Source organism: Asaia bogorensis (genome assembly GCF_900465345.1).
Lineage (GTDB): Bacteria > Pseudomonadota > Alphaproteobacteria > Acetobacterales > Acetobacteraceae > Asaia > Asaia bogorensis_A.
Genome location: NZ_UEGO01000001.1, coordinates 71583 through 93846 on the forward strand (window position 1 = coordinate 71583; position 22264 = coordinate 93846).

The following is a 22264-nucleotide window of genomic DNA, read 5'->3' on the forward strand; positions in this document are numbered from 1 at the left end:
CTTGATGCGTCGATACCCAGCAGGAACGTTTTAAACATTTCGCAAAAAACTACACATGTTTCGCAATAAATCAATTGAGACTTAGTCGCGCTTTCATTAATGAGTTGCGAAATCTTCGCAACTGAATGGAGCGTCGCGCCCGATGCGGTCCCTCTCGCGCAAATCCCTGTCCCTGTTACCGATGCTCACCGGGATCGTTCTCGGTGCGACTCAAACCCATGCTGCTGACAACAGCCCAGCGGACCGCAAGGACAGAAAACCCCAGCGGCAGCGGAAGATCGAAAAGCAGAAGGCCGCGGAAAAATCAGATGAGCATATCACCGTGCTCGGCAACGGTTTCAATACGCTCAAGGACCCGATCGGCCTGTCGCGCATGCCGCAGGATGCGCTGCACACACCGCAGCAGATCAATATCGTACCGCAGATGCTGATGAAGCAGCAGAATGTGAAATCGGTGGATGAGGCCCTGCGTAACGTGCCGGGTGTGACATCCTCAATTGGCGAGGGTGCAGGCGGCATGAATGGCGACCAGTTCCTGATCCGCGGCTTTCAGGCCCAGAACGATATCTATCAGGACGGGTTACGCGATTTTGGCGTCTACAGCCGCGATGCGTTCAATCTCGAGACGATCTCGGTCATCAAGGGTCCGTCATCCGAGGTGTTCGGCAACGGGACGACGGGCGGCGCCATCAATATGGTGACCAAGACCCCCACCCTGCGCGACCACTATGCCGCCGAGTTCAATGGCGGGTCGGGCTCGTATTATCGGGGCGTCCTCGACGTGAACAAGAAGCTTGATGACCACACGGCATTGCGCATCACCGGCATGGGCAACGAGAACAATATTGTCGGGCGCGATTTCCTCTATTCGCATCGCTGGGGCATTGCACCCTCCATCGCCTTCGGTCTGGGCAGCAAGGCCACTCTGGTACTGCAATACATGCACCAGCAGGAGAACTCGATCCCGGATTTCGGTGTGCCTGTCGTCACGCCACCCGGTGCGAAAACCGGCGGTCCGATCACGCAATACGGCATTCGCCGCACCAATTTCTATGGCACGGACAACGATCAGAACGCCACCAACGACAACATGGAAACAGCGCGTTTCTCGTACAAGCTCAACGACCATATCAAGTTCTTCGATGATCTGCGCGGTGGCCAGTTCTACCGGAATTTCGCGGCCTCAAAAGCCACCTGCGACACGACCTGCGTAAACAATTACTTCCTCGGTCATGCCGGTTCAGCGCTCGTTGCCCGCTCAGGCCCAAACGGCGCCGGAAACGGCAAGGGGCCAGGCACCACCATGGCACCCCTGCCCTATCAGCAGACAAGCTGGTCGGTGCAGAATGTCGGCTCGATGGTGGCTGATTTCTATACGGGTTTTCTCAAGCATCAGATCGTGACAGGTTTCGATCTCGAACGCGTCAATGATGTGCGCTCGCAATCGACCTATCTCAAGGCAAAGCCCTATGCCTCGCTAGTCAACCCCAACCCCTATGTCGGCAATCTGCTTCTGGTGCCTGGCGATCTGAATCCGGGTGGTTTGGTCAGCCTCGGTGCTCTGGGGGCCAAATCACATTCAAACGGCTATGGCTTTGATACCGGCCTGTTCTTCTATGACCAGATCTGGTTCACTGACTGGCTGTCGGTGAAGGGTGGCTTCCGCTGGGACCGCTGGCAGACCAGCTATAATCTGACGGGCGGCAATGTCGCGACCAATCCTGATATTCACTATCATCAGGTCAGCAGCGTCTTTAACCCCAATGTCAGCCTCGTCGCGACGCCCGATGCGCATCAGACCTATTATTTCACCTGGGCGACCTCGACCACGCCAAGCGGGATGTATGTCACCAACGGCTCCGTGCCGATACGTCCCGGCACAAACAGCTTTGCCAGCCCGGAAAAAGCCAATCTCTACGAGATCGGCGCGAAGTACAGCGCCTTTCATGACCGCATGGGGTTCACGGCCTCGCTCTTCCGGCTCGAGAAGAACAACGCCATCAACGCCGACCCGGTTACCGGGCAGGTTGAGGGATCAAGCGACCGGCAGCGTAATCAGGGGCTTGAGCTTTCCGTCGGTGGCATGATCACACGCCACTGGAACATCTCGGCCACTTACGCCCTGTATGACAGCGATACCCTGGCTTCCGATACGGCTGCTGCGGTGGGCAAGCAGGTGCAGTATGTGCCCCATAATCAGGCAACTCTCTGGTCGGTCTACGAGGCCTTCCCGAATACGCCGTACAATCTCTCATTTGGTGGCGGCATGACATGGCGCCAGCATGTCTGGCTCAACACGACCAACACCTTAAAAGTCCCGGCCAATCTGGACTTCGATGCCGTGATTTCCCATCGTCTGGGCCAGCACTGGAAAATTGCGCTGAATGGCTACAATCTGGCCAATCGCCTGAACTACCAGAGCCTGTTTTCCAACCGCGCCACCCCTTCGGCCGGCCGCTCCTTCCTTGGCCAGATCAGCATGAGCTACTGATCTGGTCAGGTCTCATCCCTTCCCATGTCAAGCCGCCGTGGGAAGGGCGATATTGCCGGCTCGGAGCCTGCAGGGCGGTAGATCAGGCATAGAGACGCGCGGAATGCACCTGATGCGCGAGGGCTGACTTCATGCCTTTTGACCAGATCCCCCTGTGATCGCGTCCAGGAAAAGACCCGGTGACCATGTTTTTTCCGGGCGCCTTGCTGGAATCGGATGCAATCCGATGAAGATACCATGACACCAAGCCCGACTTGGACGGGCTGGCTCGGCCATTCTTGATAGGCGTTGCGGCCCGACCTGCGCTATGCAACCGGCAACGTCATTTTCAAGGTTTCAGGGACAGTCATCATGTCGCAGCCGCCGGTCTGCATCGCCGCCCTTTATCGCTTCACCCCTTTTGCCGATCCTGCCGCTTTGCGGGCATCGCTGCTTGAGGCCTGCCTGCAGCACGGCATCAGGGGGACGCTGCTTCTGGCACGAGAAGGGATAAACGGCACCATTGCAGGCAGCGCCGAGGGCATCGAGTCCATTCTGGCCCATATTCGCAGCCTTCCCGGCTGCGATGCGCTGGAGTGGAAACTCTCTTGGGACGACACCATGCCCTTCAACCGCATGAAGGTGCGTCTCAAGCGCGAAATCGTCACGATGGGTCAGCCCGATATCGACCCGCTGGCCGGTGTAGGGCGCTACGTTCCCGCCACCGAGTGGAACGCGCTGATTTCCGATCCCGATACCATCCTCATCGATACGCGAAACGACTATGAAGTGGCGGTAGGCACCTTCAAGGGCGCCATCGATCCCGACATTCAGAGCTTTCGTGAATTTCCCGACTGGTTTCGTGCCCGACGCGCTGCGCTGAAAGCCGAAGGCCGCAAGCCTAAAATCGCCATGTTCTGCACAGGCGGCATACGCTGCGAAAAATCGACTGCCTTCGCCCTCTCCGAAGGGGTTGAGGATGTCTATCACCTCAAGGGCGGCATCCTGAAATATCTGGAGGATGTGCCTGAAGCTGAAAGCCTGTGGGAAGGCGAGTGTTTCGTGTTCGACCAGCGTGTGACCGTGCGCCACGGGCTGGAACCCGGCGCCTATGATCTGTGTCACGCCTGCCGTCGCCCGGTATCGGCACAGGACAAGACATCACCGCTGTTCATTGACGGAATCCAGTGCCCCGCCTGTGCGGCCGAACGTACCGATGAACAGCGCGCGCGTTATGCCGCGCGCCAGCATCAGGAAGATCTTGCCCGTGCGCGCGGTACCCATCACATCGGCGGTGACGCCTGAACGGGCAAAACATCCCCTGACGGAACAACGCCTGACGAAACACTGCCTGAAGGAGATCACCATGACTGACGAGCCATCCGGGTATCACTGGGCCTCCGATCCATGGTTCACCAACGCCCTCGACCGCTTCATCGAGGAACGCGACAAGGGGCGCACAACCCTCACCCTGGATCTGGAGGCTATCGAGGCCAGTATCTTCAACGGTGACGGCGCCGCCTATCGTCTGATGGAGGCTATGGCGAGCGTCATACGTGAGGAGGGCCATGACGGCTGTCGTGGCGCACCACGCGTTCTTTTGGCAACGCTTCAGCGCCTGAGCGAGCTCAAGGGTAGGGAAACACCGTAATCAACAGGCGCTCGGAATAGTGTGTATGGGGCGTCGCCCCACACCCCACCAAAGGACGGTCGTCCTTTGGAAACCTGTCTGCGGGGGTAGGACGCGGGAGTAACGCCGTCTTTCAGAATTGCGAGGCGAGGCTATCAGAGCAGGCGGGCGAGTTTCAGGAACACCCAGGTCAGGATCATGGCGATAAAGCACACGGCTCCGGCTTCGAGCGTCCCATAGGCGCCGCCCGCGAGATACATCCCGCCTGTATTCATGCCAAAGAACCCGGTCACCAATGTTGCTGGGAACATGAGGATGGTGGCCGCCGTCAGAATATAAAGACGCCTGTTGGTTTCTTCCGCCTGTGACGACCCGAGCTCGTCCTGCAGCGAGCGGGCACGATCCAGCAGAGCGATCATGTCATCGAGCGCAGCGTGAACCTGACGCTCGGTACGGTCACGCAATTCATCCTCGGCCCATTCGGGCAATTCGAGATCCTCGTCGCGCAATACGCGATCGATGGGAGTAACCACACGCCGCAATTCGGTGGCACGGCGTCGGCCCTTACCCACAATACCGCCAAGATGACCCAGATCGGTGCGGCGCTCGATCAGCAGCAGCGCGTCCTCGGCGCGGTCCAGCTCGTCATCCAGCTTGCCGATCTGACGGCGCACACTGCCGGTAAATTCGCGAAGGGCGCGGTCGATCACACCCGCAGGGCTGCGGGGAATGGAGTCCGCACGAAGAGTGCGAAAAGCCGCACCGAGCACGGGAATGGGGTTGCGCCGCGTGGTGATAAGAAGATCGGGACGCATGGCAAAGCGCCAGGCGCAGATATCGCGATCCTCTTCCGAAACGGCATCGTCAAACGCAGGCAAGGCCCCCCAGACCAGCCCGGGCATGGCTTCCAGCATGACACCATATTCCGTCTCGGCCAGCATGGCACTAACATCCTCGGGCAGGCAAGGCAGGGTCGCCACATGCTGTCTGGCCGAGCTGTGCACCGTGTCGAAATGGAGCCATGCCCAGCTTTCCGAGGGCTTGGGATAATTCGAGGGCGGCGTGCGGTCGTTGAGCAGGCTCTCGATTTCATGCGGCTCAAGCGGCGAGGGGTCCTCACCCGGCCGGGCCCTTACGGCCCAGACCAGCCCATTGGCAATGCCATGGGGCAGCGCGCCTGACGGCTTCATATCCTGGCCCGCCACAACGGAGAACGGCATCTGTGAGCGTGTGTTGGACATGCCATCCTCCATCCTGAGGAAATCTTTGTTCTGGGCGAACGCTGTTCGCTGTCTCGCATGGGTGAGGAGCCCAGGCAACCGCTTTCAAAGCTTAATGTGGCCGCAAGGAAACCGGAACGCCGCCGGTTTGTTACCAGTTCATCAAGATGTCCCGCAAAACGAACAATCAAGCCTGACATCGTTACCCCGTTTTTCGACAGGAGCCTGTCATGAAACACGTATTCAAAGCCGCTCTGGCCGTCTCTGCCCTGCTTGTCGCCCCCGCTCTGACCCCGGTCCCTGCCTTCGCACAGGCCACCACGGCCACTGACAGCGAGCAGGCACCTTCGGCCCAGAAGGCAGAAACGCTCAAGAACCAGTCGACCCAGATCCACAACCCGACCGAGCAGAACAAGACGTTCAAGAACCAGATGAACGAGCAGCCAGACCCCAAGGCACCGAACGCGCCCACGGGCACGGCAGCGCCGACGGGTCAGACCTCGGAGAAAATGCCCATCTCATCGCCCCAGCATGAGAAGGCCTCCAAACACAAGCACAGCATGAAAAGCATGAAGATGTCAGACAAATCGGCCCAGCAGTAAGGTTTGTCCCCAACGGCCCTGCCGTTGGCGCATCAGCAAAAGGCGTCTGATCCTGCGCGGGTCAGGCGCCTTTTTTCATGCGCGCTGGCCCAAAGCAGGAACTCGCTCTATACAAATGCCCATCACCAGAGAAACAAGGGTTTCAGAATGACCGATTACAAGGTGCGCGACATCGCCCTGGCCGAATGGGGCCGCAAGGAAATCTCCATTGCCGAGGGCGAAATGCCCGGCCTGATGGCGCTCCGCGAGGAATACGGCGCCAGCCAGCCGCTCAAGGGCGCGCGCATTGCGGGCTGTCTGCACATGACCATCCAGACTGCCGTGCTGATCGAGACGCTGACGGCTCTGGGCGCGACCGTGCGCTGGTCGTCCTGCAACATCTTCTCGACCCAGGACCAGGCTGCTGCCGCCATCGCCGCGACCGGCGTGCCGGTCTTCGCCTGGAAGGGCCTGAGCGAGGAAGAATTCTGGTGGTGCATCGAGCAGACCATCAAGGGTCCCGATGGCTGGACGCCGAACATGATCCTCGATGACGGCGGCGACCTGACCGTGCTCATGCACGACAAGTACCCCGAAATGCTGAACGACGTGCGCGGCCTGTCCGAAGAGACGACCACGGGCGTGCATCGCCTGTGGGAAATGGCGAAGAAGGGCACGCTGAAGGTTCCGGCCATCAACGTGAATGACAGCGTCACCAAGTCGAAATTCGACAATCTCTATGGCTGCCGCGAGAGCCTGGTGGACGCCATCCGCCGTGGTACCGACGTCATGATGGCCGGCAAGGTTGCCGTGGTTGCCGGTTACGGCGACGTGGGCAAGGGCTCGGCCGCCTCGCTGCGCAATGCAGGCTGCCGCGTGCTCGTGACCGAAGTCGATCCGATCTGCGCCCTTCAGGCCGCGATGGAAGGCTATGAGGTCGTGACGATGGAAGCCGCCGCACCGCGTGGCGATATCTTCGTGACCTGCACGGGCAATGTCGACATCATCACCGTCGAGCATATGCGCGAGATGAAGCACCGCGCCATCGTGTGCAATATCGGGCATTTCGACAGCGAAATCCAGGTCGAGGCCCTGCGCAACTACAAGTGGGACAACGTCAAGCCGCAGGTTGACGAGATCGAATTCCCCGACGGCAAGCGCATCATCCTGCTGTCTGAAGGCCGCCTCGTGAACCTTGGCAATGCCACGGGTCACCCCTCCTTCGTGATGTCGGCCTCCTTCACCAACCAGACCCTGGCGCAGATCGAACTCTGGACGGCAAAGCCGGGCCAGTACGACGTCAAGGTCTACACCCTGCCGAAGAAGCTGGACGAGAAGGTAGCCGCGCTGCATCTCGCCAAGGTCGGTGCCGAGCTGAGCAAGATGAGCGACAAGCAGGCCGATTACATCGGCGTGCCGGTTGCCGGTCCGTTCAAGCACGAAGAATACCGCTACTAAGAGGGTTACGCAGGGCTCAGCCCTGCAAACCGCTGGAGGGCTGGCCCCTCTGGCAACCCTTTAAGCGGGGATGAAAGGGGGTTACCCCTTTCCGGGGAGCGGGGCAGAGCCCCGCCTCTTCCACAAGGGAGACGTGCATGGCCCGAAAACGCTCCGCCCCCAGACCTGCTCAATCGAAACAACCCGGATCCCGATGGGCTGCATTACGCCTCTGGGCCATGCCCACGCTGATCATTGCCGGACTGTTTGCCGGTATCATCGGATGGCAGACCCTGACCGCCCATCGGCACACAACACAAATTGGCGGGCCCTATAGCCTGATCGACAGCGCCAATCATCCAACCACCCAGGCGCGTTTCGCCGGGCGTCAGACCCTCATCTATTTCGGCTATACACACTGCCTCGACGTCTGCCCGTTGACGCTCGCAACAGTGGCGCAGGCCTATACGCTGCTTCCGCCCGGAACACAGCGCCCCGTCCCGCTCTTCATCACACTCGATCCAGAGCGCGACCGTCCCGAGGATATCGGGGTCTATACGCGGCGCTTCTCACCCGAGATCATCGGTCTGACAGGCACAACCGCCCAGATTGATGCTGTCGCCAAGGCCTTTCACGTGACGTCCCATGTGACCGTGGACCCCATGGCAGGCCATGACAGGGGTGATGAGGGAATGGGGGATTACCGGATCGATCATTCCTCCGTGCTCTATCTGATGGACGGCCAGAATCACCTTCAGGCCATCCTGCCGGCTGATTCGAGCCCCGCCACGGTGGCCCATAATCTCGCACCCTATCTAGCGCAGCGCTGAAAACCGCCCGCCCAGAAACCGCCCCGCCAATGCCAGCAGCAGCAGCGAGGCCCCAAGCTCGGGGAGAAGAATTCCCATAACCCCCATAACGGCCAACGCACCCCAGCCAATAGGTCGCGGCGAGCTCTGCGGGGCATCGAGATGGCCCGGCCGGCGGCGACTGAGCCAGAGCATGAGCGCTGCCACAGAGGCGAGGGTGAGCAAGAGTGCGACCATGAGGTTCAGGAGCAGATTCAAGACCCCGAACAGATGCCCCTCGTGAAAGGCGACACCGTAGCCGATCAACCGGTCGGACAGGCCCTTATCGGCAAAGCGGGTGACATGAGTGACCTCCCCTTGCGCTGTCACGCTGGCCTCGACCCGCTTCGGGCGGTTCTGGGCATCGGAGCGTATGTGCCATACGTCCTTGGCACTGGCTGGCGGGGTGATGAGGGTTGGCGCAGGAAAAGCAAGCTGGCGCGCCGTTTCATACACAGCGTCCAGTCCCGCCTGCGGCGACATGGGCTGAGGCGCGGTGTCCATCGCCATACCCGCCATCTCGGCGTCCGACATGCCAGGCATGGTGGCATGGCCTGAAAGGGTCGCCGCGATGGGTACCGCCCCGATCTCCCAGTCCTGAACGGCAACCAGCCTGCCGATACGGCTTTCGACCGCAGCAAAGGCCGAGCCCCAGACAAAGGACCAGGGCAGACCGGACACCAGAAACAGCACAAGGACGAGCGAGATCCACATCCCCCCGACAGCATGGAGATCGCGCCAGAACAGGCGATTTTTCGCGCCCAGCCTCGGCAGGATGGTACCGCCTGCACCCGCCTTTCGCGGCCACCAGAGCAGGAGTCCGGTCACGATCAAAACGAGTGTCCAGGACGCGACCATTTCCATGATCACAGACCCCCAGTTGCCGATCAGCAATTGCCCGTGCAGGCGGAACACCAGCCGCTCGAAACGCGTCTGCTCGTCGCGCTGGGCAAGAACCCTGAGCGTGACAGGGTCGATATAGACACGCGCGACATCTGCCCCATGAGCCACCAGAACACGCGTGGCCTGAGTTTTGCGGAACGGCATCTCCAGTGCGATGAAATGCCCTCCCGGCACGGCGGCCAGGGCGGCAGCACGCTGGGCGCTCACGGTCTGCGGCGATCCTTGCGTGACGGCATGATCGATATGGCGGTCGAGCCAGGTCTCGATCTGGGGTTTGAACAGATAAAGCGATCCGGTCACGCAGAGCATGATCACGAAAGGCAGGCAAAACAGCCCAGCAAAAAAATGCCAGCGCCAGAGCATGGCACGATCGGGCCAGACCGGACGGGAATAAGCGGTACGAGGGGAGCGGGAATTCTGTGTCATGGTCATGCCTCAGAACCGTACCCGCACGCCGCCAAAAAAGGCGCGTGGGCTGCCCGCATAGATCGAGCCTGTCTTTGCAGCCAATACGGAGGCTCCAGCGTGCTGCCCATTGGCGAGAAGGCTGTCACTGATGGTCGTCGCCCCTGCGGCATAGACAGTATTGGCGACATTCTGCACCTCGAAATAGCTGTGCAGACGATGCACCCAACCCAGCCTTGCGGGTGGGTCGTAATGCACCTCCAGATTGAGCAGACCATATCCGGGGACTTTGAGCAGATTGGCGTTGTCGATAAAAAAAGCGCTGCGCCATGTCACTTCAGCAAATCCGCCAAGCCCCTCGAAGGACCCTGAAGGCTGGTCATAGAGCACACGCCCATTCAGGAAATGCGGCATGACCCCGGGGATCAGATTCCCGTTGCGTGAAAAGCTGCGTGACAGCGTGCTGTTTGACAGGATCTCGGTGTAATTCGTGTAGATCTGGTTGTCATAGGTATAGGACAGGCGCAGCTTCGCCCCCGGCAGGCTATGCGGAAGGGCCTGCCACGTAGCGGCGAGTTCCACGCCACGATGCTGCGAGGCAGGCGCGTTGAAAGTGTAGCTGCCTGCCTGGGTATTCACCCCAGCCGACTGGCTTACCAGTTCGTTCCTGTAGAACTCATAAAATCCGGTCGCCTGGATATCCACATCCGACGACGGGTGCCATGCCGTGCCCAGATCGATCCCAAGGCTGCTCTGACTCTTGAGCTGGGTATTGTTGCCGTAATTGCCCTGCGGCGTGACGAAAAAGCTGGAATAGCCCGGCGTGGCATAGGCCGTGCCGAGCCGCACATGCCAGGTCCAGGCCTTGTCGGGGGTGAAGACGACCGAGGCCTCAGGGGCAAGGTTGAAAAAGCGCCGGTTGGCCGTGATGTATTGCGCCTGCGTGGCAGTGGCGCTGCGGCTGTAGACGGTCTGCACCGCTCCAATATCGGATTGCGTGCCACCAAGCCCGATCACCGCATGCCATCTGGGCGCAAACTGCCAGTCTTCCTCAAAACGCAGGCCGATATTCCACTGATGGCCATAAGAGGTCGATGTCTCGCTGCCCCGCGTAGCCCCCGCCTGCGGCAACAGAGCGTAAACCTGATAGCCGTAATCCATGTAGTCGAAATTCGCCCCGACAAAGCTGGTAAGGGGCGTTGTACCGAGCGTGTCGCGACGGGTGAGATCCGTCTGGACATTGTAGGAGTTGAAAGGCCCCACAAAGGCGGTGGTCGAAGTCGGCTGCTCGACATGGCGCTGGTCATAGGTGAACTGGGTGCGCCAGACCATGCGCGGCGTGAAATCGTGCTCCCATCGCAGCCCAACGATACTGCGCCTATCGAAGCGCCCCAGATTGGCCTGTTGCGGTGTCACGGCGGTCTGTGCGCCATAGGCGCCGTTGCGATAGAGCGAAACCGTGCCGCATCCGGCAGCGGCCCCGGAAGCCGTAGCGCATCCCCGCTGATAGGGATTGAGGCGATACTGGTTCAGCGACAGCCGCAGCGGCAGGAACGCATCGGTCACGTTGTTGATGAATTTCAGAACAAGACGGTCGCTGGGGGAGAGCGATACACGCAGGCGCATGTTCTCGGTCGAGGTTGCATACTGGCTGTTGGCAATAAATCCGTCGCTGCGCACACCGCTGGCAAAAAGCATGAAGTCATAGGCACGATTACCTGCGCCCAGCGTCATGTAATTGTTGAACATGCCGAAACTGCCAAAATCGGAACCGAGTTCGAGCCCATGGATCGACGCGCCGCTACGCGTGCGGAAGTTGATCGCGCCATTGATGGCGTAGTTTCCGTAAAGCGTAGAGGCAGGCCCCTGAAACACATCGACCCCCTCATAGGCATGAGGATCGATCAGATCGGCGCGCGCCGTGCCGTCGGGCTGGGTGACGGGAAACCCGTCCTCGGACACCTGCAGGTTACGCAGCCCGTAGGATTGACGGGCGCCTGAACCGCGGATGGAGACCACGGTATCACGCGGGCCGTTCCCCTGAAGGAAGCTCGCTCCCGGCACCGTCACCAGCATGTCTGCCACGTTCTGGGCCACATGACTGGCAAAATCCTTGCGCTCGGCGCTGTAGGTGGTCTGGCCCACTGGCGAGAGGGTGACAGGCCCGCGCGCCTGTCCTCTGACGAGGATGGACTCAGGCATGGGTCTTGTTTTCCCATGCGTGGTCGGACTGACGAGCCGGGAGCCTGCCAGCCGATCGAGCCTGTGAGACGACCCGGCTGGACGCGTGTGGGTAGACGGGAGGGGCGCCAGATGATGCGCCGGCAATTCTGCAACAGTGGCCGGAACAGTAGACGCGAAAGAGGGTGCGTAGCCCCACGCAAACAGGGCCGGGAGTGTGCTGCCGCATAGCAGGGCAGCGCGATGGAAAATGGACATTGACCATGAACCTGACAGGGAACGGGGGTCATGCGTCATCGGGCGCGGAACAGCGCCTTGAGACATCATGAGTCGAAATGGGTCAGGTGAGGGAGGGTGGCCCCTGGGCATAGCGGGTGGCAAACCCGTCGCAGGGTGGCCCGCGTATGGGCGGAAAGCACCAGGCGCAACGAAACAGTTTCGGCCCTGTCAGGGCAATAACAGAAATCAGCACCGTCAGAAGAGGAGCGTGAAACTCCACTGCCGTAACGAGGCAGGCTGAACTATCGGCGCAGGCGGTGTCATGATGCTTGCCGGCCGGACCTACTGATGCCGCACTGTCACAAAAGACAACCAGCGCACTCAATATGTCGAGCGGATCGTCAGACGACGGTTCGGCCGTCATGCCAGGCGAGCCCGTAGCAAGACGTATCGTTACGGCAAACAGGCTCAGCAGCCAGAAGACCGCCCTTGTCCCGGTAAGTTGCCGCGCAGATGCCATGATCGTGTTCAGTAGGCTATCGCAGCGGCTTTGCCCATAGTCTTGAAAGAGTTTGAGACCGCAAGGCCCAGGGCACAGCCGGAGAGGCATAGTGAGTTCCTGGACAGGAACTCGTCAAAAAAACATTTATGTACGCATGAATATATGTACGATCCACAATAGTATCAAAATACATTATTTAGAGAAAGTTATCTTATGAGGGATATCCGCAATCATCGTCATCCGGACAGGTCGATAAAGTATGAGAGTGTTTCATTTCCAAATATTTCAACGCCATTTTTCAATATGAATATTATATATGTAGAAATAAAATGATACTATATTTCTTTACTATCGTAATCTGTGAATGGACATCTGGATACAGATGTGAGATAGGTCACTTAAGAATTTGTCACAGAAGCGGGAATTGAAGGGCAATGGACAGCAAGAATCCGGGATCAGACCCTGCATCGGCCGATATCGACGCATGGGATGAACTCAGGTCCGACGATACTCCCGCAGTCAACGCCGAAAATCACGCGGCAGCTGTGCCAGACACGCTCACGGGGCTGGACTCGCTTACCGACGAGGACTTCGCTCATGACGGGCAGGCCATCGGTTTCTATCACCAGAATGGCTGCAAGACCGTCATGCATGCCTTCACCCTGGCCAATATCCTGCATACGAGCTTCCGCGTGCAGGAGGCGTCGCGCTTCTATCGTGTGGCGTTCGACATGCATTCCAAAAGCCATGGTGAATATCCTCTGGCCCAGTCGTTGCTTCAGGCGCGACTGCTCTGCCTGCTGAAATCGGGTAGCGATCTGCCCGCCCATGAAGTGGCCGAACTGCGCGCCCTGTGCATTCCCCATGCCAATTTCATCGAGAGTGTCTACAAGGCCTGGCGCGAAGGCGACCCCACAGGGGCCATGCGTCTGACAGCCAATGCCTTTGAGGAATTTCATACAGGTGAGGAAATCGACTCCCTGTATCTGGGCTTCGCGCTTCAGGCGAACTTCCCCTTTACCAAAGGATGCGCCGATCATCGCGTCATCCCGAACAAGCTTTTCCTCTACTGGGACAAGAACCCACCCGAGGAGATCCAGCGCAATTTCGAGTTCCATCGCCAGATTTCCGGGCTCGACGTCAAGATTTTCGACAAGCCAGAGGCCGAACAGTGGCTCTATGACGTCTATGGTGTCGAGGCCCGTTCGCTTTTCCTCGGTGCGCGTCATCCGGCGGAAGCAGCCGATATCCTGCGCGTCCATGTCATTCAGGCACTCGGCGGCTGGTGGCTCGATGCCGACATCCGCATCCGTGACGAGCAGGCCCTGCAATTCATGCTGGACCGCCACGAGCAGAACGTCCTGTTCCTGACACATAACAACGTTGTCCATAACGATTTCTTCGGCGCCGTGGCCCAGAGCCCGCTGCTGAACGAGGCCCTGCTGAACATCTACCGCAACTGCTATCTCCATCCTGGCCTGTTCATCGCCTACAAGACCGGTCCGGGCGTGTTCAACCGTGCGCTGAACCGTCTGATCCATCGCGACGTATCGGGTCTCGCGCCTCTGGCACCGACCAGCGTGCATGACCACCATGTGTTCAGCCGCCTGATCGAGGAATTCGACACCCCCTACAAGCACCACACCCCGCACTGGCAGGCAGTCTGATCTGACTCCTGAGGGGCGCTTTCACTGGCTGTATGGCGGTACCCACCTCTGGTACTGACATATAGTTTGAGAAAGCGCCCTTTCTGCGTCTGATGCGCCGGAAATCCATCCGGCATTACTGGCTGCACGAGGCCAGATAAAACCGTCTTGTCTAATGAGATCGGAAGTGAAACGATTGGAGGAACAGGTATCCCCAGTCGACAAGGTCTCTTTCCAATGCGCTTGCTTATCCCTCTTATTGGTGTGGCGTCCTGTCTGGGCACCGCGCTGGCGGCGCGACCTGCGCCAAGCCAGTCCATGCCCCTCTCCATGCGACCTGTCTTCGATACGCTGGTCCTTCCCGATGCTCCGGGTTTGTGGAACCGCACCGGCTCCGGTCATCCTGGTCCCGGCTACTGGCAGAACCGCGCCGATTATCGCATCGATTCACGCATCGATACGGCCAGCCAGACCCTGAGCGGCGCAGAAACCATTACCTATACGAATAACAGCCCCGATGCCCTTGACGTTTTGTGGCTGCAACTTGACCAGAACATGTATCGCAAGGACTCCCGCTCATGGGTAGCCTATCCCGACTGGCATCCCGCCAGCTCCGATGGCTTCGTGATCGAGCATGTTGCGATTGAAGAAAACGGCCATGAAAAGCCGGTCTCCTTCCGTATCTCAGACACACGCATGCAGATCACCCTGCCTGCCCCTCTCGCCGCGGGCGGAAAGCAGCTCAGGCTACATGTCACGTGGCATCATACCATTCCCGGCCTGTGGGGCGGTCGCACTGCCGTCACCCCGGTAAAGGACGGGAAGATTTACGAGATTGCCCAATGGTATCCGCGCATGAGCGTTTATGACGATCTGCGCGGCTGGGACACGCTCCCTTATCTGGGGCAGGAATTCTATCTGGAATACGGCACCATAGACTATGCCGTGACCGTGCCTTGGAATTTTACGGTTATCGGCTCAGGCGCCCTCACCAACCCGCAGGACGTGCTGACCCCGACGGAGCGGGCGCGTCTGGCTGAAGCCGCCAAAAGCGAAAAGCGCGTTCTCATCCGCACGGCGCAGGATGTGCTCGACCCTGCCAGCCACCTCGCCCGCTCGGGCGAGAAAACCTGGCGCTTTCATATGGAAAACACGCGCGACGTGGCCTTTGCGGCCTCGCCTGTTTTCATCTGGGACGCCGCCAGGCTCGACCTGCCTGCCCTGCCCGCAGCCAAAGGCCAGAAACCGCAGCCGCGTCTGGCCATGTCTGTCTATCCACGCGAAGGCGCAGGCCCGCAGGCATGGGACCGCTCGACGGAATATGTCAAACACGCGATCGAGTATTTCTCGTCGCAATGGTATCCCTACCCCTGGCCCAACGCCGTCAATCTTGGCGGCCATGGGGCGGGAATGGAATATCCGGGCATCGTGTTCGATGGCTGGCAGGACAGGAACGATGTACTGTTCTGGATCACCACGCATGAGCTGGGCCACGGCTGGTTCCCCATGATCGTCGGCAGCAATGAGCGCCGCCATGCCTTCATGGATGAGGGGTTCAATACCTTCATCGACGCCTATGCCTCACAGCATTTCAACCACGGTGAATACGCGCCCAAGAAAGACCCGGAATTCGCCCCGGAAACAGGTGACCCGGCGAAGGACATCGTTTCGGTGCTCACCGCCACCGATGCGCCAACCCTGATGATGCCGTCTGAGCTCGTGCCGGAGAAATACCGCCACAAGGTGACCTATTTCAAAGGCGCCTACGGGCTGATGCTGCTTCGGGAAAAAATCCTCGGGCCAGAGCGCTTCGATGATGCGTTCAGGGCCTATATCCGGGCCTGGGCCTTCAAACACCCCACGCCGTCGGATTTCTTCCGCTTCATGTCCAGCGCAGCGGGAGAGGATCTGACTTGGTTCTGGCGCGGCTGGTATTTCGAGAACTGGTGGCCGCAATACCGTCTGGATGGCGTGACCACACAGCCCGCTAAGGAAGGGCAGCCCGGCAGCATCGCCATTGGCGTGCGCAATGAGGGCAAGCTTCTTCTGCCTGTGCTACTGCGTGTAACCTGGCAGGATGGGTCACATCAGGAGCGTCTCATCCCGACAGAGGCTTGGGCGCTTCATGACCGACTGAGCCTCAGCTTTCCCGATCACGGTGCAATCAAGACGATCGCGCTCGACCCTGATCAGGGTCTGCCCATTCCCGATCGCAGCGGCCTGAGCCTGTCACCCCAGGCAACGACAACCGCCCCGCAGGAACCCGCTCACCCCTGAAATCCCTATCCCTGAATACAGCCTGCCGATTTTCGGCAGGCCAATGCGAAAGTCAGGGACGGGAATTCATCATTCTGGCAGGGCCGATCGTTTCGGTACCTGCCGGAATAACGCGTTCAGATGGCGAGGCCTTCCGTGCGCTCGCTCCAATGGGTCGAGCTGCCCGAGGCCGATGCCTCAATGCGCTCAGCACTGTCGAAGCCAAAAAACATCTGAGCCTCGGCCCAGACGAGTGAGGATTGGGCCATATGGCCGTGGGGTGCGGCACCCTGTGGGCCGTGGCCCCGGCTGCCATGGCTCTGCGCCAGCAAACGGGCAAGATCGGCAGCGCCGGTCGAAAGATATCTGATCATTCAGTCTGACCCTTGCGACTGCGCCCCCGACCGGAGCATTTCCCCAGCCAGACAAAGGCGCATGGAAAAAACGGCCGAAGGATTGTCGTCGCGGGGGTTCTCTCCCGGGATTTCAATCCGCCGGAGGGGCATGGGAAAAACCGCATTACCCCGGAAACAGGGTCAGCCTATATGATAGTGAGAGTCGTTCTCAACAACTATTTTCATGACGATAGGGCGAAAGAGCGGCAAGTGCGTCTTTCTCTTCGAGAATGGCCCGTCTCTCCTCGGCCAGATAGGGCCGCACAGCCCGCGCCAGAGCCGGATCTCGGATAAAGTGGGACGAATAGGTCAGGCTCGGCAGGTAGCCACGCTGGATCTTGTGCTCACCCTGCGCCCCTGCCTCGACACGAGACAGGCCATGCGTTATGGCGAAATCAATGGCGCGGTAATAACACAGCTCGAAATGCAGGAAGGGCCACTCGCCCTCGCATCCCCAGTTGCGCCCATAGAGCGTATCGCGCCCTGCCAGATTCAACGCGGCTGCCACGGGCTCGCCCTCATGCAGGGCCTGCATCAGCACGATTTTCTCACCCAGACGCTCTGACAGACCCGAGAAGAAAGCGCGGGTCAGATAGGCCTGTCCCCATTTGCGGTCGATGGTCGCCTGATAGAATCCATAGAACCGGTCCCAGTCGCGGCCGGTGATTTCCGGCCCGCGCAAGGTGCGAAATTCCAGCCCGCATCCCTGTGCATCACGCCGCTCACGACGGATCGCCTTGCGTTTGCGCGAGGCCAGGGCTTCGAGAAACTGCTCGAAATCCTGATAACCATTGTTATGCCAGTGATATTGCAGGCCCAGCCGCTCCATCCAGCCATGTGAGGCCAGAGCCTCCTGCTCCTGACCGGTGCAGAATGTCATGTGAATGGAGGACAGACCCAGCTCCTGACAGGCCTGACGCAGCGCATCGCCAAAAACCCCGCGTACTGTCCCTTCCGTCAGGTGATCATGGGTCAGTTGGACCGGGTCGATGAGCAGGCGCGGCCCGCTGACGGGAGAAAACGGGACGGCGATCTGAAGCTTGGGATAATAATCCCCTCCCGCCTGCTCATAGGCGCGCGCCCAGCTCTGGTCGAAAACATATTCTCCGTAGGAATGACCCTTGAGAAACAGGGGGGCTACGGCAACCAGCGCCTCGCCGTTCCTGAGCGCCGCATAACGCGGCAGCCACCCTGTTCTGGCCCCGACAGAGCCACTTTCCTCAAGCGTCAGGAAGAAACCGTGGGACAGAAAGGGGTTATCGTCCCCGGCACAGCGATCCCAGAGAGCGGCATCAATTTCGGCAATGGACGCATGAAGCGTCAGGGACCAGTCTGTCATGGGCAGCATGTGGTCCGGGCCTGGAGACAAAACAACCTTGCCCGGCATCGTCAGGCTGCAAAACGTGGCTTTGCGCTTCCTGCGCGCTCGTCAGAAGTACCGGACGAACGCAAGGCAGTCCGGAAAAGCGCTGTCAGGCGCGGCAACAGGCTTGCCACGCCCGCAGGGCTTTTTGAGGGGGTGATCAGGCGATTTCGATCAGCGCCTCAACCTCGACCGGCGCATCCAGCGGCAGGGAGGGTACGCCAATGGTGGAACGGGCATGACGTCCGGCGTCACCGAACACAGCAACCGCCAGATCGGAGGCGCCATTCATGACGGTGGCGTGCTGCGTGAAATCAGGCGTGCAGGCAATGAACCCGCCAAGACGCACAATACGCTTCACGCGGGCCAGATCGCCCAGTTCGGCCTGTACCTGTGCGAGAATGTTGAGAAAGCAGAGCTCAGCACATTCACGCCCCAGCTCGGCCGCAACATCCTCACCCAGCTTGCCCGTGGCCTTGAGCGTACCACCTGAAAGCGGCAGTTGCCCGGAAACGACCAGAAGCGAGCCCGTGCGTGCCACAGGCACATAGGTTGCTACCGGGGCTGCGGCCTTGGGCAGTTCAAGCCCAAGAGCGGTCAGACGTGCGGTCGGGGTTTCGTCAGGGGTCTGTGACATCGGCTTGTCTCCTTGCAGAGGGGCTGAGGGGATCTCCCTCAGCTGACCAGTCGCAGCCTGCCACGCTCACGCGGCGGAAGATCACCCGGAATATCGAGCGGCAACATCGGATCCTCCTCGATCACGTGAGGATCTTCTGGTGCGCTGTCGGGCAGACGCTTGCCCAGATAACTATCTGACAACGCCCTGAAGGCATAATCAAGCAGCGATGAGGCATAAGCCGCCACAGGATCGCCCTCGACCGTACCGGCAGGCCCGAAGCGCGTATGGGCAAACTGCTCGACATACGCCGCCAGCGGGGCACCGTGCTGAAGGCCGATGGTCACGGCCTGTCCGACGCTTTCAAGAAGGCCACGCACCATCGCACTCTCACGACCGGGCGTAAGCGAGATCTCGCCCAGCGAGCCATCCTCATATTCACCCGTCCGCAGATAGAGCCGATGCCCGCCAATCGCGCTGCGCTGCGTGAACCCGCCATGACGGGCCGGCAGGGGGCGACGCACACCGCGCTCCAGACGCGCACGCAAAGGCAGGGGCGACGCCGGGTCAGGGCGCGCCGGCATACGATCGACAAACCCGGTCAGGGCGCGATGCATCAACAGATGGGCATCGGGTCCGGGCTGGGGCAGGGGGTTTTCGCCCAGAACCGCACGGGCGAATGCACCTTCCAGCGTCAACCCGCGATGAGCCAGCCGTGACAGGGCACTTGCACGCAGCGTCCCATCGGCACGCAACGGCGAGAAGATGGGAGCCAGACCACACGCTTCAACGCCCAGCAGGGCATCGACAGGGCCGGGCTGGGAAAAACCGGTCTCGATCAGCACCCTGTTGGGCAGATCGGGCAGCGTATCCTCCATCTCGTCGCGTATCTGGCGCCCTGTGACTTCGAGTCCCGGGATCGGGCAGGAGACAGGAGGCAGCGGCACCGGCCCTGCACCCTGACGCGCAAGGGAGGTGGCAAGCCAGCACAGATAGCAGGCGGCATCACGCCCGGTCTCACTGTCATAATCGAGCCCCATAAGGGCGAGACAGCTATCCAGATTGGTCAGCAGCAGCGTCCCTGCGGGGCCACCCTGAGCCTCCTGCTCGGGTGTTGCGGTGGCAGGACCGTCGAAAAGCGGCAATTCACCGTTGAGCATGGGGCCATTGACCGCATGGAGGCGGCGCAGGGCGCTACAGGCCAGGCGAATGAGCGTGACAAAGGCCTCGCCGTTGAAATCACCCTCCTGAACAAAAGCCGCCAGATTGACCACGAACCCGCTGCGACGATCGACCTGCCCCTGCCAAAGCGGTGCCATCGGCGCCATCTGTCGTTCCAGCAACGCGGCTGCCAACGCAGCACCAAGACCGGCGCTGCCCACAGACTCACCCGGCAGGGCAGGCAGGCTGGTCAGCCGGTCGAGCCAGCGTGCGGCCTCGCTCGAAAGGCGCAGGGCGCCAGTCGATGCCGAAAGCTGCAAAAGCGCTATCGCCGCTTCGTCTTCCCAGCTTGCAGGAAGGGTTACGGCGCGCAGGGCGAGATCGTCCGGATCGGCAGCGACATGCGTTGTGCGCATACGCACCCCGTTCCAATGGAGAAGCGTTGTCATACCCTTGAATCTAGGCATCGACTCGGGCCGGGAAAAGGGTGTTTCGGCACCGCCCACAGGGGATAATGGTCCGCAAAATGGGGATATGGTGGATAACATTCCCGCCCCCCGCCAGGGCAGGGTGATAGACGCTTGCGAGCGAAGCCTGTAGGACTGGCAGGGTTGTCTTTCAACAGCGCACCCTTTCCAGGGTCCAAGCCTGCGAGTTGCCAAATCTCATGAGTTCACTGTCTGGCGTGCGCCCCCGTCGCGATCTTCTCGAACTGACGACCGGCTTCGTGGTTCTTGCGATCCTGGCAGCCCTGCTTGCCCTTGCCGTTCTGGGCCGTCATCAGGGTGGCAGCGACGGCTATATGCTCAAGGCCGTTTTCAACCAGATCGATGGTCTTTCGGTCGGGTCGGATGTCCGTCTGGCCGGCATTACAGTGGGCCACGTCACCTCCGAGCAGGTCGATCCGAAAAGCTATCGTGCGCAGGTCAGCTTCACGGTACGCAATGGCATCAATCTGCCAACCGACAGCGCCGCCATCGTGACGTCTGACAGCCTGCTTGGGGGGAAGTATATTGCTCTCTCCCCCGGCGGCGATGAAAAGAACCTGACACCCGGCTCCGTCGTAGGGCAGACCCAGGGGGCCATCAGCCTTGAACAGCTTCTGAGCAAGTTCATTTTCTCGGTGACGGACTCGCTCGACAAGAGCCGCAAGGCCGCCACCCCATGAGCGAGGCGACGCCCTGGACCGACCGCAACGGCACCCCCATTGCCTGCGTGGAGAAACTCAAGGTCCTGCGTGAAAACGACACCGAGCTGCGCCAGACGCTGCAGGACGTTTTCGAAGATGCCTTGCTGATGGGCGTTGCCCCCGATGTCATGCGCCGCCATCTGGCTGGCATGATCGACGCGCTGGAAGAACTCAATCCATGAAATGCGCCCTATGAAACGCACCGGGATACACGCTCTTTTCCAGACACAGGGCCACAAGCGCGTCCTGCGTTTGTCCGGCCTCGCGCCTCTGGCTGTCATTGCCCTGATGACCGCCTCTTCCATGCCCGCTCTGGCGGCGGAAGCCGTGGCGCCTCCGGTGATGTATCCGGCTGGTCTGTGGCAAGGTCGCGGTGAGGCCGTGATCCGCGTTCTCAACCGGACCGACTCCCATATCGAGACAATGACCATTCCGGTTGGCGGGCAGGCGCAATATCGCAGCCTGCATCTTGGCGTCACGCGCTGCGTCGAACGTCCCGAAACCCTGCCGAGCAATGCGGCAGCCCTCATCACCACCAGTGACGACACGGACCCCGGTGCCCATTACACGGGCTGGATTCTGGCGCAGGAACCTTCACTCGGCACCTATAAGAGCGCGCTCTACGGCATTTCGGTCGTTGCATGCTCCGGCCCAAAGGCCGACCCCACACTCGCCCCCCTGCCGCAGCCGGTCGTGCCTGTTCTGGGCGCGAATACGCCTGATAGCGCGCAGAGCCAGCCGGGCGATCTGAACGATCCGTCGCAGGGTTCTGCCACGTTGCCTGTGCGCTCCGGCACACTTCCGGCAAATGGTGGCAACCCGGCCAGTGGCGCTTCGGCCGGGCCGACCCGCCTCACGCCGCTCGGTGACCCTGCAAACAGCTCACACCCTATGGGAGGGGCTTACAATCAGCCCACCCGCAACGAGACGAGCCAGGGACAATCGCTCCCTCGTCCCCCCCAGTCTCCTTCGTCCGGCGCCGATCAGGGTGGTCCCATGCAACTGGCGCCCCTTTCAGGCGGGCCGGTATCAAACAGCGCGCCATCGAATGGCAGTGGTCAGCCCCTTCCGCCCCCCCAGCCCTACGGACAGTAACATCGCAGGCCTGCCCATTGACAGCGTGGCGCCCAGTCGCCACGCCGTCCGACAGGACCGATCCAGTGTCGCGGATCGGGCGCAAAGCAACAAAATGACATGACGACCATATTCTGATCAGATTTGGGGCTGATAACGCAGCTGTGC

The 22264-nt window shown here is 60.4% G+C and carries 19 protein-coding genes; 11 read left to right on the forward strand and 8 right to left on the reverse strand.

Annotation, left to right across the window (positions count from 1 at the left end; all coding sequences use genetic code 11):
• The first annotated feature begins 142 nt into the window (after nt 1-142).
• The 3 genes from ED655_RS00370 (at nt 143) to ED655_RS00380 (ending at nt 4121) form a co-directional block, all read left to right on the forward strand.
• Complete coding sequence (locus tag ED655_RS00370) at nt 143-2491, forward strand: TonB-dependent receptor (RefSeq protein ID WP_240993423.1); 2349 nt, start codon at nt 143-145, stop codon at nt 2489-2491.
• A 351-nt stretch (nt 2492-2842) separates the two neighbouring features.
• Nucleotides 2843-3775 (forward strand): oxygen-dependent tRNA uridine(34) hydroxylase TrhO, encoded by a 933-nt coding sequence (gene trhO, locus ED655_RS00375; protein WP_122048674.1) that lies wholly within the window; start codon nt 2843-2845, stop codon nt 3773-3775.
• Between the two features lie 61 nt (nt 3776-3836).
• Complete coding sequence (locus tag ED655_RS00380) at nt 3837-4121, forward strand: hypothetical protein (protein WP_122048675.1); 285 nt, start codon at nt 3837-3839, stop codon at nt 4119-4121.
• 134 nt (nt 4122-4255) lie between these two features.
• On the opposite strand, the gene ED655_RS00385 is transcribed toward ED655_RS00380, so the two are convergent.
• A complete protein-coding gene (locus ED655_RS00385; protein WP_035444349.1) occupies nt 4256-5341 on the reverse strand; it encodes a CorA family divalent cation transporter in 1086 nt (361 codons plus the stop codon).
• Between the two features lie 209 nt (nt 5342-5550).
• On the opposite strand from ED655_RS00385, the gene ED655_RS00390 reads away from it, so the two are divergent.
• The 3 genes from ED655_RS00390 (at nt 5551) to ED655_RS00400 (ending at nt 8168) form a co-directional block, all read left to right on the forward strand.
• The gene (locus tag ED655_RS00390) at nt 5551-5922 is read left to right on the forward strand and encodes a hypothetical protein (RefSeq protein ID WP_122048568.1); all 372 of its coding nucleotides are present in this window, start codon (nt 5551-5553) and stop codon (nt 5920-5922) included.
• Nucleotides 5923-6069: 147 nt separating this feature from the next.
• Nucleotides 6070-7359, forward strand: a complete 1290-nt coding sequence (ahcY, locus tag ED655_RS00395; protein WP_062165552.1) for an adenosylhomocysteinase — start codon at nt 6070-6072, stop codon at nt 7357-7359.
• Between the two features lie 218 nt (nt 7360-7577).
• Complete coding sequence (locus ED655_RS00400) at nt 7578-8168, forward strand: SCO family protein (protein WP_162993324.1); 591 nt, start codon at nt 7578-7580, stop codon at nt 8166-8168.
• On the opposite strand, the gene ED655_RS00405 is transcribed toward ED655_RS00400, so the two are convergent.
• From ED655_RS00405 to ED655_RS00415, 3 genes are all read right to left on the reverse strand, one after another.
• Nucleotides 8154-9515 (reverse strand): PepSY-associated TM helix domain-containing protein, encoded by a 1362-nt coding sequence (locus ED655_RS00405; protein ID WP_162993325.1) that lies wholly within the window; start codon nt 9513-9515, stop codon nt 8154-8156. The two genes, ED655_RS00400 and ED655_RS00405, sit on opposite strands and share 15 nt — an antisense overlap.
• Nucleotides 9516-9524: 9 nt before the next feature.
• Entirely contained in the window at nt 9525-11933 is a 2409-nt protein-coding gene (locus tag ED655_RS00410) for a TonB-dependent receptor family protein (RefSeq protein WP_240993424.1), read from the reverse strand.
• 82 nt (nt 11934-12015) lie between these two features.
• Nucleotides 12016-12414, reverse strand: coding sequence for a hypothetical protein (locus ED655_RS00415; protein WP_122048572.1), 399 nt, complete (start codon nt 12412-12414; stop codon nt 12016-12018).
• Nucleotides 12415-12830: 416 nt separating this feature from the next.
• On the opposite strand from ED655_RS00415, the gene ED655_RS00420 reads away from it, so the two are divergent.
• A complete protein-coding gene (locus ED655_RS00420; RefSeq protein ID WP_240993425.1) occupies nt 12831-14063 on the forward strand; it encodes a glycosyltransferase family 32 protein in 1233 nt (410 codons plus the stop codon).
• Between the two features lie 216 nt (nt 14064-14279).
• Nucleotides 14280-16319 (forward strand): M1 family metallopeptidase, encoded by a 2040-nt coding sequence (locus tag ED655_RS00425; protein WP_122048573.1) that lies wholly within the window; start codon nt 14280-14282, stop codon nt 16317-16319.
• 116 nt (nt 16320-16435) lie between these two features.
• On the opposite strand, the gene ED655_RS00430 is transcribed toward ED655_RS00425, so the two are convergent.
• The 4 genes from ED655_RS00430 to ED655_RS00450 all read right to left on the reverse strand — a co-directional run bounded on the left by ED655_RS00430 (nt 16436) and on the right by ED655_RS00450 (nt 20282).
• Nucleotides 16436-16672, reverse strand: a complete 237-nt coding sequence (locus ED655_RS00430; RefSeq protein WP_122048574.1) for a hypothetical protein — start codon at nt 16670-16672, stop codon at nt 16436-16438.
• Between the two features lie 190 nt (nt 16673-16862).
• The gene (locus ED655_RS00435; RefSeq protein WP_122048677.1) at nt 16863-18032 is read right to left on the reverse strand and encodes a GNAT family N-acetyltransferase; all 1170 of its coding nucleotides are present in this window, start codon (nt 18030-18032) and stop codon (nt 16863-16865) included.
• A gap of 184 nt (nt 18033-18216) precedes the next feature.
• Entirely contained in the window at nt 18217-18693 is a 477-nt protein-coding gene (locus ED655_RS00445) for a RidA family protein (protein ID WP_122048576.1), read from the reverse strand.
• A gap of 38 nt (nt 18694-18731) precedes the next feature.
• On the reverse strand, nt 18732-20282 hold the full coding sequence (locus tag ED655_RS00450; protein WP_122048577.1) for a TSCPD domain-containing protein: 1551 nt from the start codon (nt 20280-20282) through the stop codon (nt 18732-18734).
• 218 nt (nt 20283-20500) lie between these two features.
• Between ED655_RS00450 and mlaD the strand changes: the two genes are divergently transcribed.
• From mlaD to ED655_RS00465, 3 genes are read left to right on the forward strand one after another with little or no spacing between them, the layout of a single operon-like run.
• Complete coding sequence (gene mlaD, locus ED655_RS00455) at nt 20501-21001, forward strand: outer membrane lipid asymmetry maintenance protein MlaD (protein WP_023978262.1); 501 nt, start codon at nt 20501-20503, stop codon at nt 20999-21001.
• On the forward strand, nt 20998-21204 hold the full coding sequence (locus ED655_RS00460) for a hypothetical protein (RefSeq protein ID WP_062165560.1): 207 nt from the start codon (nt 20998-21000) through the stop codon (nt 21202-21204). Before mlaD ends, ED655_RS00460 begins: the two co-directional genes overlap by 4 nt.
• A gap of 10 nt (nt 21205-21214) precedes the next feature.
• Entirely contained in the window at nt 21215-22117 is a 903-nt protein-coding gene (locus ED655_RS00465; protein WP_162993326.1) for a DUF2155 domain-containing protein, read from the forward strand.
• Nucleotides 22118-22264: the final 147 nt, after the last annotated feature.